The 13,171-nt window shown below is 59.9% G+C and carries 9 protein-coding genes; 3 read left to right on the top strand and 6 right to left on the bottom strand.

Annotated features, from left to right (window positions below):
* Positions 1–281: 281 nt before the first annotated feature.
* Genes T331_RS0107745 through T331_RS17765 form a run of 4 tightly spaced genes read right to left on the bottom strand, consistent with a single transcriptional unit; the run spans position 282 to position 5,539 of the window.
* Entirely contained in the window at positions 282–953 is a 672-nt protein-coding gene (locus tag T331_RS0107745) for a MarC family NAAT transporter (protein WP_026439609.1), read from the bottom strand.
* A 15-nt stretch (positions 954–968) separates the two neighbouring features.
* Positions 969–2,981, bottom strand: a complete 2,013-nt coding sequence (gene ligA, locus T331_RS0107750; protein WP_026439610.1) for an NAD-dependent DNA ligase LigA — start codon at positions 2,979–2,981, stop codon at positions 969–971.
* Positions 2,978–4,657, bottom strand: a complete 1,680-nt coding sequence (recN, locus tag T331_RS0107755) for a DNA repair protein RecN (RefSeq protein ID WP_026439611.1) — start codon at positions 4,655–4,657, stop codon at positions 2,978–2,980. Before recN ends, ligA begins: the two co-directional genes overlap by 4 nt.
* Before the next feature lie 6 nt (positions 4,658–4,663).
* A complete protein-coding gene (locus tag T331_RS17765) occupies positions 4,664–5,539 on the bottom strand; it encodes an outer membrane protein assembly factor BamD (protein ID WP_244876920.1) in 876 nt (291 codons plus the stop codon).
* Between the two features lie 319 nt (positions 5,540–5,858).
* Between T331_RS17765 and rpsA the strand changes: the two genes are divergently transcribed.
* Both rpsA and T331_RS17770 read left to right on the top strand, forming a co-directional pair.
* Complete coding sequence (rpsA, locus tag T331_RS0107765) at positions 5,859–7,592, top strand: 30S ribosomal protein S1 (RefSeq protein ID WP_008494589.1); 1,734 nt, start codon at positions 5,859–5,861, stop codon at positions 7,590–7,592.
* Between the two features lie 137 nt (positions 7,593–7,729).
* Positions 7,730–9,457: a methyl-accepting chemotaxis protein gene (locus T331_RS17770; RefSeq protein ID WP_244876921.1), complete on the top strand. Its 1,728-nt coding sequence runs from the start codon at positions 7,730–7,732 to the stop codon at positions 9,455–9,457.
* 57 nt (positions 9,458–9,514) lie between these two features.
* Here T331_RS17770 and T331_RS0107775 read toward each other — a convergent pair whose 3' ends face one another.
* Positions 9,515–9,778 carry a hypothetical protein gene (locus tag T331_RS0107775; protein ID WP_026439612.1) on the bottom strand — a complete coding sequence of 88 codons (264 nt, stop codon included), beginning with the start codon at positions 9,776–9,778 and terminating at the stop codon, positions 9,515–9,517.
* Between the two features lie 341 nt (positions 9,779–10,119).
* On the opposite strand from T331_RS0107775, the gene T331_RS19455 reads away from it, so the two are divergent.
* The gene (locus T331_RS19455) at positions 10,120–11,424 is read left to right on the top strand and encodes a lytic transglycosylase domain-containing protein (RefSeq protein ID WP_244876926.1); all 1,305 of its coding nucleotides are present in this window, start codon (positions 10,120–10,122) and stop codon (positions 11,422–11,424) included.
* A gap of 51 nt (positions 11,425–11,475) precedes the next feature.
* Here the strand turns inward: T331_RS19455 and aroB are convergent, their stop codons facing one another.
* Entirely contained in the window at positions 11,476–13,134 is a 1,659-nt protein-coding gene (gene aroB / locus T331_RS17780) for a 3-dehydroquinate synthase (protein ID WP_081822168.1), read from the bottom strand.
* Positions 13,135–13,171: the final 37 nt, after the last annotated feature.

A 13,171-nucleotide genomic window follows, 5' to 3' on the forward strand; every position in this document is an offset into this window, starting at 1 on the left:
ACCAACGGGTTTCTTGAATTTCTGATGCGTATCAATGCCGCGATTCCCGCCGCTCTGGATGTCCATCAGATGATGAACAACTACGCCACGCCCCCTACGATCAAGACTTGACTGGCCCGGCGGCCGTATTGACATGTTCATCGACACACACAACGAAAATCCAAAACCGTATCGGTGGGTAAAAGCCGAAGACTAGATCTTGGCTTCGGTCAAACGATTCTAACACGAGATAACGAAACGAATTTCAGCTTCGGATGAATAGAGTAAGTATTTTCATACGACTATCGAACAAACGCGTCGTGCAAAATGGGATTGAGCCCGGTAATGGCGATTTGAACGCCGATCCCCAACAGCAAAAAGGCGACCATTCGCGAGACGATGAATTGCCCTGACTGGCCCAGAATGCGGACCATGCGGTCCGACGCGCTGTAGCAAATCCAAATTACCAGCGCATTTGCGAGCACTGCCAACGCGTCTGCTGCATAAAATATCCATGCTTGCGCCCAGCCATCTGGTCGACCCGTTGCCAGGGAAATTGTAACGGCGATCGTCCCGGGTCCGGTGGTGAAGGGTAGCGTGAGAGGGAAAAAAGCATAGCTCGCCAAATCCTGGTCCGCGGCCGCGGCCACTGCTTCAGCGTCTTTTTGTTTCCGCTTGGTCCCGCTCTCTGGGGCATTCAGCATTTCATACGCCCGAACCGACACCACCAATCCTCCGGCGATACGTAGGGCGTTCATCGAAATGCCAAAGAAATTAAGTATGTAGGTGCCGGCCAAGAGGGCCGAAACCATAACAAAAAAGGAATAAAGCGCGACACGCTTGGCCAACCGGTGCCTTTGCGAGACATCTACGTTTCCCGCAACCTCATAAAAAATAATCGCGCCACCAAGCGGATTTATGATGGAAAAGAGCGCCGGAAATGCCAGAAGAAACGCCGATACCGCCTGATGCATACCCGCTCCCTTTCCTCAGAGGCCAGATAGTTCCTTAAATTCCTGTTCCGACAAGATCCTGATACCTAATTCGATCGCCTTCTTCGCTTTCGATCCTGCGTCCTCACCGACAACGACATAGTCTGTTTTTTTCGAAACCGAATCCGTAACCTTGGCTCCTAGCATTTCCGCACGTGCTTTGGCTTCAGGGCGCGCGATTGAAAGCGTCCCGGTAAAAACAACTGTTTTGCCGGCGAAAATCGAATCCTCACCGCCTACAATCTCGGCATCAAGGACGCGGACATTTTGCTCCAGCGCAGCGAGCGTATCCAGGTTATGACTCTCGCTGAAAAATGCCAATAATTCATGAACAATTGCGGGGCCAATTCCGGAGATTGAGCCTAATTCCAACCTTGCGTCCGAGCCGATTACCTGTGCCGCAAGCATGGACTCTTTCCATATCTTGTAAGAGCCATAATGCTTTGCCAGAAGCTTGGCGTTATTCTCGCCGATGCGGCGTATGCCGAGCGCGAAGATGAAGCGAGCCAAATCCATGTCTCGGCGCGCTTCGATGGCCGCAGACAGCTTGGCCGCCGAAACCGCACCCCAGCCCTCACGTTTCGCGACAATGCTTTCCAGCGCGGGTAATTTGAAAACATCCGGGGGGCCATCAAGTAAACCCGCCTCATGAAATTCGCTGATTGTCTTTTCACCCATCCCTTCAATATCAAACGCCCCGCGGGAACAAAAATGGATGAGCCGTTCGACGATTTGCGCCGGGCAGGTCAAACCTCCCGTACAGCGTCTGACGACGTCGTCATCGTCCCGGACAGCCAATGCACCACAGGCGGGGCAATGGTCTGGAAAAAGGAAGGGTTCAGCTTTCTCGCCGCGCTGGAGCACCCGCAAGATTTGAGGAATCACGTCTCCCGCGCGGTGCAACTCCACGATATCACCAATACGGAGATCCTTGCGTTCGATCTCGTCTTCATTGTGCAGGGTCGCGTATGTTACTAGCACGCCGCCGACATTCACCGGCTTGAGCCGGGCGCGAGGCGTGAGGGCACCGGTCCTTCCCACCTGAATTTCTATATCTTCCAGAACCGTGCTTGCTTTTTCAGCCGGGAATTTCCACGCCACCGCCCATCGCGGTGCACGACCGACAAAGCCTAGGCGATTTTGCAAGCCGAGATCATTCACCTTATAGACGACACCATCGATATCGTAAGGCAGCTCAGCGCGCTTCTCCCCTATTTCGGTCTGGAAATCTTCAGTACCGCTCTCATTCACCAGGCGGGAAAGCGGATTGACCTGAAAGCCCCAACGCCCGAGCGTTGCCAGATACTCCATATGCGTTTGCGCCACGGGCACCGAGGTTTCGCCCTGCGCGTAGACATAAAGCGACAATTTTCGTTTCGCTGTAATGGACGGGTCCAGCTGGCGAAGGCTTCCCGCAGCCGCATTGCGCGGGTTGGCAAACTGGCGTTCCTGCGAGGCGTTCAGCGCCAGAAAATCCGCCTTCATCATATAGACCTCGCCGCGGATTTCGATGAACTCAGGCGCATCAGACGGCAATTTGCGCGGCAAGCCGCCCAGCGTCAAGATGTTCGCTGTTACGTCCTCCCCCTCACTGCCATCTCCGCGCGTCGCCGCGCGCACGAATTTGTGGTGCTCATACACAAGGGAGATCGACAAACCATCCATCTTTGGTTCGGCGACGAACTCAAGCGCATCTTCCTTCAACCCCAGAAAACGCCTGATCCTTAAAACAAACTCCTCGAATTCTCGGGCGTTGAAAACATTGTCTAATGACAACATTGGCGTCCGGTGAAGAATTTTCTTGAAACCGGAGGCCGGCTTTGAGCCGACTTGCTGCAGCGCCTTCGCGTCGCCGTGCCATTCGGGATGAATCGCAAGTATCGCCTCGGCCTCTTTACGCAGGGCGTCATACGCCGCATCCGGCATGGTTGGCGCGTCTTGCGTATGATAGGCTATATTGGCGGCCTCAATTTGTGCCAATAAACGCAGAAAATTGTCTCGGTCTGTCATTTCGTTAAAAGGCTCTCGGCCGCTTGGCGTGCGGCCTGCGTCACGCTTTCGCCGGACAGCATGCGTGCAATCTCCTCGCGCCTTTCCTCATCATTCAACATCTTCACGTCCGTCACGGCCCGGCCGTCTATTTCCAGTTTCTGCACGCGCATCTGCGCGTGGGCCCGCGCGGCCACCTGCGGCGAATGTGTCACCACCAGCACCTGCACCTCGTCGGCAACGCGCGCCAGCCGCTCACCCACGGCAGCCGCCGTGGCGCCGCCAATGCCTGAATCCACCTCGTCGAAGATCAGGGTTTCATTATCCGATCCTGCGGAAAGGACCACTTTCATGGCCAGCATCAGGCGGGACAACTCGCCGCCAGAGGCGATTTTATCAAGCGCGCCTGGCAATTCTCCAGGGTTAGTGGAGATCAGAAAACGTATCGCATCAGTTCCCCGCGGCCCCCACTGCGCCTCTGGCAAGGCACTCGTTTCAACCACAAACCTGGCCCGCTCCAGTTTCAGGGGTGGCAGTTCAACCGCAATCGCCGCCTCCAGCTTGCGCGCGCTCACCTCTCTTTGTTGCGATAAGTCAGCGGCTAAATGGATATAAGCGTCGCGCAGTTTTTGCGTTTCCGCCGATAATTGCGCAAGTCCGGCAACACCACTTTCCAAAGCGCTGAGGCGTTCCCGCAGCGATTGAAAGAATGCCGGCAAATCCGCCACCTGTACCCCATGCTTGCGCGCCGCAGCCCGCAAGGCAAACAACCGCTCCTCCGTCGCTTCCAGGGCCCGCGGATCGTCTTCCTCGGCGGAAGCCAAACGCTCCAGAAAATCTTCCGCTTCAGCCAGCGCGACCTCAGCCCGCTCTATGGCCGCGATGGCAGGACCGGCAGGATTAACGTGGCCCGCCGGCACAGTCACCCGGGCAATGGCCCGGGCCGCCGCACGCAAAGCCGCCGCCGGCCCGGCCTGACGACGGTCCTTCGGGCGCAGCTCCGCGATCGCGCTCGCGATCGCCTCGGCACGCCGTTCTCCGGCCTGCAGGCGCAAGCGTTCGGCGGCAAGAGCTTCCTCCTCGCCATCCACCGGCGCTAGCTTTCCTAATTCCGCCGCGGCATGACGCAGAAACTCTTCTTCCTTCGCGGCGTCTTCGATTTTTTGATGGGCCTCGGCAAGGCGCGCCGCCGCGTGCCGCCAGGCTTTGTAGGCGGCGGCGACCAGCTCACGCCCTGCTTCGGGAACCCCGAAGGCATCCAGCAACGCCATATGGTGGGCGGGGTCAGCCAGCCCGACCTGTTCATGCTGCCCTTGCACCTCGATCAGCGACGCGGTGAGGGTTTTCAAAAACCCGGCGCTGACCGGTTGATCGTTGACCAGAGCCCGGGAACGGCCATCCCGCGAGACAATACGGCGCACGAGGATATCTTCGCCGGAATCGAGCCCTTGCTCAGCGAGCAGCCTATGAACGGCATGCCCCGGCGCGGCCGAGAAGCTGGCGGCCACCACAGCCTGAGCGGCACCGGCGCGAATCAGGCCCGAATCGGCCCTGGCGCCCAAAACCAGGCCGAGACTATCCAGCAGAATGGATTTTCCGGCGCCGGTCTCACCGGTCAGCGCTGTCAGCCCGAAAGAAAAATGCAGATCGAGCCGCTCGATCAGCACCACATCGCGGATCGAGAGGCTATTCAGCATTGCCTATCAGAAGGGCCAGTACCAATGGTGCCTCGGCTTGCTCGGCGTTGGGCCCACGGCATCCGTGTTCGCGGACGCTTCGTCTGCCTTATTCACCAGCCCGTGAGCCTTCAACTTATCGTAAGCGGCCTTATACCAGGAGCTGCCAGGATAGTTATACCCCAAGACCGACGCGCTACGAATCGCCGCATCGGGCAGCCCAAGGTCGAGATCGACCTCCACCATGCGCTCCAAGGCTTCCGGGGCGAATGTGGTGGTTTGATAGGAATTCGCCACGGTCTGGTAGCGGCCAATGGCCGCGGCATAGAGATGCTGCTTCTCGTAAAACCGACCAATCACCATTTCATGGCCAGCCAACCTGTTATAGGCGAGGCGCATTTTTATCCGCGCATCGCGCGCATAGGCGCTATCCGGAAAGCGGGTCACCACGTCTTGGAGAGCCTGAATCGCTTCGTATGTCGTGGTCTGGTCGCGCTGCACATCGTCAATCTGCTCGTAATAGCAGAGCGCCTTCAGATAATAGGCGTAGGCGACTTCCCCATCCTCGGGGTGCAGCTGGATGAAGCGATTCAGGGAGCTGATCGCGTCATCATAGTCCATCTGCTTATATTGTGAGTAAGCCGCCAGGATTTCGGCATGGGTTGACCAGGTGGAGTACGGATAGGTTTCCTGCAAGGCGTTGAAATCGCCCACAGCCTTATCGTAGTCCCCGGCCTGCATCCGCTTCACACCCGCAGCATATGCCTGGTCAGGCGGGGGAACGTTACCGCTGGCGAAGTCCCCCAGCGACGCATCGCCCTTTTTGGAGCTTGAACAGGCCGCCAAGGCGAGGCCAAGAGCGAGCAGGGACAGGCGGACGAAGCCGGTACGAAGATGTGTCATTGCGACCGGCTTATAGCAGTTAATCCACGAACATGAAGCCTGTAGACGCTCCTGCCGAGATACCTCCCTCGCGATCGTACGTCCCAACCTCCCTGACTGGCGCCAAGCCCTGACAGGCGTCCGCCGGACGCGGCGCCCACGAAGCCAAAAATGGCGGTTCTGCTTGACTTTGCGCCGATCCGGTCTAAACAGCTGGCTATCGTCAAACCGGACAATCCCCGATCTGAGTGGGGGGATCGTCTAGTCGTTGCCAGTTTCTGGCCGCGCATACCCGTCTCGGGCTGAAAATTCAGCCTGTTTCAAGGACATATATAGCCACATGGCTTCTTCCTCCACTGCCCTGCGTCATTCCGACGCCCCGGCCTATACCGGCGCCGATGATTTCGCCGCCCTCCTGGACGCCTCCCTCGGCGGCAATGCCGGTTTTGAAGGCTCCGTCATCTCCGGCCGCGTGCTGCGCATCGATGACGATTACGTGATTGTCGATGTCGGCCTGAAGTCCGAAGGCCGCGTCCCGCTGCGCGAATTCGCCCCCGTCGGCGCCAAGCCGGAAGTGAACCCCGGCGATGTCTACGACCTCTTCATCGAGCGTTATGAAGACAAGGACGGCGCCATGGTGCTGTCCCGCGAGAAGGCCCGCCGCGAAGAGAGCTGGACCCAGCTTGAGAAGGCCTTCGAGGTCCAGACCCGCGTCAACGGCGTCATCCATGGCCGCGTCAAGGGCGGCTTCACCGTCGATCTCGGCGGTGCCACGGCGTTCCTGCCCGGCTCCCAGGTGGATATCCGTCCGGTCCGCGATGTCGGCCCGCTGATGGGTGTGGCCCAGCCCTTCCAGATCCTGAAGATGGACCGCCAGCGCGGCAACATCGTCGTCTCCCGCCGCGCGGTCCTCGAAGAGACCCGTGCGGAGCAGCGTTCCGAGCTGATCACCGGCCTCAAGGAAGGCCAGATCCTCGACGGCGTGGTCAAGAACATCACCGATTACGGCGCGTTCGTGGATCTGGGTGGCGTCGACGGCCTGCTGCACGTGACCGACATCGCCTGGAAGCGCATCAACCACCCGGCCGAGGCCCTGACCATCGGTCAGCCGGTCAAGGTGCAGGTGATCCGCTTCAATGCCGACACCCAGCGCATCTCGCTGGGCATGAAGCAGCTCGAGGCGGATCCGTGGGAAGGTGTGGACGTGAAGTACCCGCCGGGCATCAAGGTGACCGGCCGCGTGACCAACATCACCGATTACGGCGCTTTCGTGGAGCTGGAGCCGGGCGTGGAAGGTCTCGTGCACGTCTCCGAGATGTCCTGGACCAAGAAGAACGCCCACCCGGGCAAGATCGTCTCCACCTCGCAGGAAGTGGAAGTGGTCGTGCTGGATGTGGACGCCTCCAAGCGCCGCATCTCGCTGGGCCTGAAGCAGGTGCAGCGCAACCCGTGGGAAGAGTTCCAGGACGAGCACCCGATCGGGTCCATCGTCGAGGGCGAAATCCGCAACATCACCGAGTTCGGCCTGTTCATCGCAGTCGGCCCGGAGATCGACGGCATGATCCACATGTCCGACCTCTCCTGGGAAGAGACCGGCGAGGCCGCCATTGCCAAGTTCGGCAAGGGCGAAATCGTCAAGGCCAAGGTGCTGGACGTGGATGTCGAGAAGGAGCGCATCTCGCTCGGCATCAAGCAGCTTGAGGTCGACCCGGCCGCTGGCGTGCTGGATCGCATCCACAAGAACCAGATCGTCACCTGCACCGTGACCGCCGTGCAGAGCAACGGCATCGAGGTGAAGGTGGACGACGTGCTGACCGGCTTCATCCGCCGCGCCGAGCTGGCCCGCGACAAGGGCGAGCAGCGCCCCGAGCGCTTCGCCGTCGGCGACAAGGTCGATGCCAAGATCACCGCGGTGGACCGCGCGGCCCGCAAGCTGCAGCTGACCATCAAGGGCAAGGAGATCGACGAGGACAAGACCGCGATCGCGGAATATGGCTCCTCCGACTCCGGCGCCTCGCTGGGTGACATTCTGGGTGCGGCGATCCGTCGCCGTAACCAGCAGACCGAAGACTAATCCAGCCCGAACAGGCGTTGGATACGACCCGGCGGCGAAAGCTGCCGGGTTTTTTTGTTTTTTTAAGATAAATCTTTCTTAATGAAGCTGGTTGATAAGGCGCAGCGTCGAACCAACCCAAAGGCGCGTGAATGCCCATGAAAACCCCGCTTCAGATGCTGCGCGCGGCTGCCGCGATGGAGGACCTCTCAAAATCCTACGCGATGATCGAATTCGCGCCGGATGGCACGATCCTCGACGCGAATGACGCGTTTCTGCGCGCAACCGGCTATAGCCGCGCCGGCTTGATCGGCCAGGCACATCGGATTCTGGTGACGCCCGAGGAAGCCGCCTCCGCCGCCTATCGCGGCTTCTGGGCCAGCTTGGCGGCGGGCCAGCTCCAAACCGGGGAGTTTCACCGCCGCCGCAAGGATGGGCGGGATTTATGGCTGCAAGCCTCCTACGCGCCCATCCGCGGGCGCGGCGGCAAGGTCACACGGGTGATCAAGCTGGCGCTGGACACAACCGCGAGTCACGAGCAGGCCGACGCGGATAAAAACTTGCTCAAAGCGCTCGACCGCTCCCAGGCGGTGATCAGTTTCCGGCCGGACGGCACCATCATCGAGGCGAACGAGAATTTTCTTGCCGCGATCGGCTATCGGCTGGACGAGATCCAAGGCCGGCACCACCGCATGTTTGTGGACGCCGCCTATGCGGCCAGCCAGGATTATGAAAATTTCTGGGCAAAGCTGGGAAAGGGAGAGTTTTTGTCCGCCGAGTATAAACGGATTGGCAAGGGCGGCCGGGTTGTCTGGTTGCAGGCAAGCTATAATCCGGTTTTTGATAATGCCGGCAAGGTTGCCAGAATTGTGAAACTCGCCACCGACCTCACCGCGCGCATGGAGAATGTTCGGGAGGTGGGGGCTGGGCTCGCCGCCCTGGCGCAAGGCGATCTGACCGTCGAGGTTAACCACAAGCTGCTGCCCTCCCTCGATACATTGCGGGTGGATTTCAACAACGCCCTGGCGACGCTGCGCAAAACGATGCAAGGGGTTGCCAGCGCGGCGGAAACCATTCTGGACAACGCGACGACGGTCAGCCAGTCCGCCGCCCAACTCTCCCAGCGCACCGAGCAGCAGGCCGCCAGCCTCGAGGAAACCGCCGCCGCGCTGGAGGAGATCACCGTCACCGTCCGCAAATCCGCGGGGAACTCCGCCGACATGCGCAATATGGCGGGCAAGGCCAGGGACGATACGGCAAATTCCGGCCAGGTGGCCGGCGAGGCCGTGCAGACGATGGGCAAAATCGACGAAAGCTTCACAAAAATCGCCAATATCATCGGCGTCATCGACGAAATCGCGTTTCAGACGAATCTGCTGGCGCTGAATGCCGGGGTGGAGGCCGCCCGCGCCGGCGAGGCGGGGCGCGGCTTTGCCGTTGTCGCCACCGAAGTACGCGCCCTGGCGCAGCGCTCCGCCGATGCCGCGAAAGAGATCAAAACGCTGATTGGCGAGGCGGGAGGGATTGTCGGCGCCGGGGTTAGCGCCGTGGCCGAGGCGCGGAAATCGCTGGAGCGGATCGCGGGGCATGTCGATGGCATCAACAGGAGCATCGGTGAAACCGCCGCCAGCGCCCAAGAGCAATCAACGGGGCTGGGTCAGATCAATAGCAGCATCGGCGAGATGGACCGGATGACCCAGGCCAATGCGGCGATGGCCCAGGAAGCGGCGGAGGCAAGCCAAAATCTGGAGAGAGCCGCCCAGGGCATTGCCGCGCAGCTGGCGCGCTTCAACACCGGAAAAGCTGGATCCGCATCCGCCCCGAAACTGGCAGCACGCAAATCGGAGGCCTTACAGGCCAGAAAAACCTTGGAAACGGTCAGATAAACATTGCCGGCAGGGACGTAAAAATAATCTCCAGAGCCCCCTGCTAAAGGCTTTCCCCTAATGCGCCGCGAGCTGAAGCTCAGGCGAGTCCTGAATGAAAACCTCTTCGCCAACGAAAAACCTTTGCGGTGGAGAGGATGGCGAGAGGATCAGCGTTTTGATCGAGCCATCGGGCAACTGGACGATTATCTCGTCAGCCGACGAAGACGAGGCAACATCCCCCTGCCCCAGCGCCTGCATCACTGCCCCCAGAGCCTGTCCGCCGGAGACTTGGCGCACAACCAGAATTTTACCCCGCAAAGCGGCGCCGGAGCCAGACATAGCCTGGGGGGAGGATGGCGGCGCGGAACTGGCGCAGCCAGCCAGACAACCGGATAATATGATCAATGAAAACCAGGCACGATCCATATCTGGTTGCTAGCATGCGGCCCCGACAACCGATAGCGACAGAAGACGAGGTTTTTCTTGCCGCGAGTTTCCAGCTCGTTTAAGAGGTTATAGCGCCTTGTTTAAGCCATCATTGAGCTAAATAGTTCAAGTGGTGGCCAATAAATCGCGTGGAGGCTTAGATCTTGGGGGCTATCGGAAAGCTGGCAGTCAGCTTCACTCGGAAAGCTGCGAAATTCAGACCTGGGCTGGTTGCAGGATGCAGCAGCTTGGCTGTGCTTTCGGCATGCGCGGGTGGCCATAACAGCCGCACTGCCGCTGAATCCACGTCTTATTATCTTTCACACGCTGCCCATAATTATAATCCACCAGGCCCGCCAAGCGATCCATGGGGGCCTTACATTAAAGACGCGGCAGCGCATTTCGATGTTCCGGCAATGTGGATCCGCCAGGTCATGCGCGTTGAATCAGGTGGGCATGAATATAGTGGCGGCCATCTGATCGTCTCGTCTGCCGGGGCAATGGGCCTTATGCAGTTGGAGCCTGGAACATACCAGGAGATGGCTGACCGCTACGGCTTGGGAAACGACCCGTTTAATCCCTATGATAACATCATGGCGGGCGCCGCCTATATCCATGAGATGTATCAGATCTACGGCTCGCCCGGATTTTTGGCGGCATATAATGCCGGCCCGGGGCGGCTGGACTCGTTCATCAATTATCATCGCCCTCTTCCAAGCGAGACGATCAACTATGTGGCTATGATCGCCCCCAATATTGGCGGTTATTACCCTCGTCGCAGGTCCGCGGCGGATGAGCTCGCCTTGAACACTGAGCCGATGGGACGTAGTGGCGGCATTCTGCCAGACGGGTTTACGCCGGTAGCGCCCACAGCATCGCAATTGTCCGCGCCGGTTGAGGTCGCCTCGCTTGCACCCCGCGCTGGGGCCGAGGACGATTCGCCTGCGCCTGTTTCAATTCCCATCTCGTCCATCATGCCGGCGCCTGTACAAACGGCGCAGATCCAAACTCAGACCATTACGCCTGAGCAAGCCCCTCCACAGGCCATTCCGGCCCCAGCGCCTCAGCGGGCACAAATCCCTGTGAGTGTCGCATCTGCGTCTACGTCGTCGATCTACGCGCCAAACGCCTTGCCGGTTCCGCCGCCGGCGCCCCCTCCGGTCATTCACAGGACAGAGGTGGCGTTCGCAAGTCAGGCGTTACCGGCCCCGCCCCCCCCGCCGGCACGGCATGGATTTTCCTTGGTCCCCTCCGCCATGGCGGCGACGCTGCCGACTCAGCCCGTGGATTTCAACTCGGGCAAGCATAGCTGGGGCATTCAGGTCGGGGCCTATGATAGCTCTTCCAACGCCAAGGCCGCGCTTGGCATGGCGGAACTGACCGGCGCGCAGATTTTGATGAAAGCCCAGCCGATGGTCATGACCATCCACACTGGCGATGGCACGAAATATCGCGCCCGCTTCGTGGGGCTGCATCATGACGAAGCGGTCAATGCCTGCAATCGGCTTTCCACCGGCCCGACGGGATGCGTGATCCTGTCGCCGGACGCGCAATCCTGACCCTGTCCCGGGGCGGCGTCCATGACGTCGGCCCCGGGAGCTTTTCCCCAGCTAAATGGCGCCGTTGGCGATCAACGCCAGGCGAACGGCATCCTCAGGAACGTCTCCGCTCGTAAAGGCGCGGCCGATGCCGCGTGTCAGCACGAAATGGAGTTTTCCGTCGCGGTTCTTCTTGTCGAGCTTCATATGCGCCAACAACCTGTCCGCAGATAGGCCGGCGATGCGGGTGGGCAGCCCCACCCCAGCCAAATGCTGCGCGATGCGCGGCGCATCCTCCTGAGGGGCCAGGCCCAGCAAAGCCGAGAGATGCGAGGCCAGAACAAGCCCGATGGAAACGGCCTCACCGTGCAGCAATTCGCCGCCATAGCCGGTCTCGGCCTCAAACGCATGCGCGAAGGTGTGACCCAGATTAAGAAGCGCCCGACCATCATTGGGTTTGGTTTCCCGCTCATCGTCGCCCACGATGCGCGCCTTGAACTGCACGGCATACTCGACTGCCTGCGCCAGAGCCTGCTTGTCGTCAGCCAACAAGGACGCGGCATGGGCCTCGCACCATTCATAGAATGCCGGGTCGGCAATCAGGCCAGTTTTTACGATTTCCGCATAGCCGGCCCGGCGCTCGCGCACCGGCAGCGTGTCGAGGATGCCGGTATCCGCCAGCACCACCAAGGGCTGATAAAAGGCGCCGACGAGATTTTTCCCGTGCGCGGCGTTGATGCCGGTCTTGCCGCCAACCGAGCTATCGACCTGGGACAGCAAGGTTGTCGGGATCTGAACGAAAGGAACGCCCCGCATGACGGAGGCCGCGGCAAACCCCGCCAAATCCCCAACAACCCCGCCGCCCAGGGCAATGATTGTGGTTCTGCGATCTATTCTCGCGGCCAGCATGTCTTCAACGAGCCGGTGCCAACATGCGAAACTTTTTGAAGCCTCCCCTGGCGGCACGATGAGGGCTTGATGGGCGATCCCCACCTCGTCCAGGCTCCCCTTCAAACCCGCCAAATGCAGATCGGCGACGGTTTGATCCGTGACGATGATGCAGCGGGGCTGGGGCAGCAAGGGCGCGATCAGTGCACCGGCACGCGCGAGCAAACCGTCTCCAATCACGACCTCATAGCTCGATTGGGACAGCGCGACGTCAACTTTTCGGGCCGCGCGATATTGTTCCAGCGCTTGGGCGACTTTGGCAGTGGTCACTTGGGGGGGGTCCTCAGATCCATCAACGATGATATCAGCCAACGCATAGACCGGGCTACGCACGGCGGAAAGCTTGCTCAAAATATCCGCGGGATTGCCTGCATTCAAAAGCGGCCGGTGGGTTCTTCCGGAGGTGCGCTGGACGAGCACAGGAATCGGGCAGCGAAGCCAGACCGAAACCGCATATTCACGGATCGTGGCTCTGGTCTCGGCATCCATGAATGCGCCGCCGCCTGTCGCCAGCACGATCCGGCCTTGGCTCAATAAACGCTTGATGACCCGCTTTTCCCCAGCACGAAAATAAGCCTCGCCATGGGTTTTGAAAATTTCGCTGATCGTCATCCCGGCGGCGCGTTCGATTTCTTCATCAGCGTCAAAAAACGGCAGCTTCAACAATGCGGAAAGCCGCTTCCCAATGGCTGTTTTGCCGGCTCCCATCAGGCCGACCAACACGATGCTTCGTGCCATGTGAGACGCGCTTTCGTCAGGCGCAGTTTGACTATTGAGTGACATCGGCGTGGACGCTTATCACATTGGTTTCAACGGCGTT

The sequence above is a fragment of the Acidocella facilis ATCC 35904 genome (assembly GCF_000687875.1).
GTDB lineage: Bacteria > Pseudomonadota > Alphaproteobacteria > Acetobacterales > Acetobacteraceae > Acidocella > Acidocella facilis.

Coding starts and splice junctions, on each gene's coding strand:
- ligA (WP_026439610.1), bottom strand. CDS start 2,981: ATGACAGACCGAGACAATTTTCTGCGTTTATTGGCACAAATTGAGGCC.
- recN (WP_026439611.1), bottom strand. CDS start 4,657: ATGCTGAATAGCCTCTCGATCCGCGATGTGGTGCTGATCGAGCGGCTC.
- rpsA (WP_008494589.1), top strand. CDS start 5,859: ATGGCTTCTTCCTCCACTGCCCTGCGTCATTCCGACGCCCCGGCCTAT.
- T331_RS0107775 (WP_026439612.1), bottom strand. CDS start 9,778: ATGTCTGGCTCCGGCGCCGCTTTGCGGGGTAAAATTCTGGTTGTGCGC.
- T331_RS17770 (WP_244876921.1), top strand. CDS start 7,730: ATGAAAACCCCGCTTCAGATGCTGCGCGCGGCTGCCGCGATGGAGGAC.
- T331_RS17765 (WP_244876920.1), bottom strand. CDS start 5,539: ATGACACATCTTCGTACCGGCTTCGTCCGCCTGTCCCTGCTCGCTCTT.
- T331_RS0107745 (WP_026439609.1), bottom strand. CDS start 953: ATGCATCAGGCGGTATCGGCGTTTCTTCTGGCATTTCCGGCGCTCTTT.
- aroB (WP_081822168.1), bottom strand. CDS start 13,134: ATGTCACTCAATAGTCAAACTGCGCCTGACGAAAGCGCGTCTCACATG.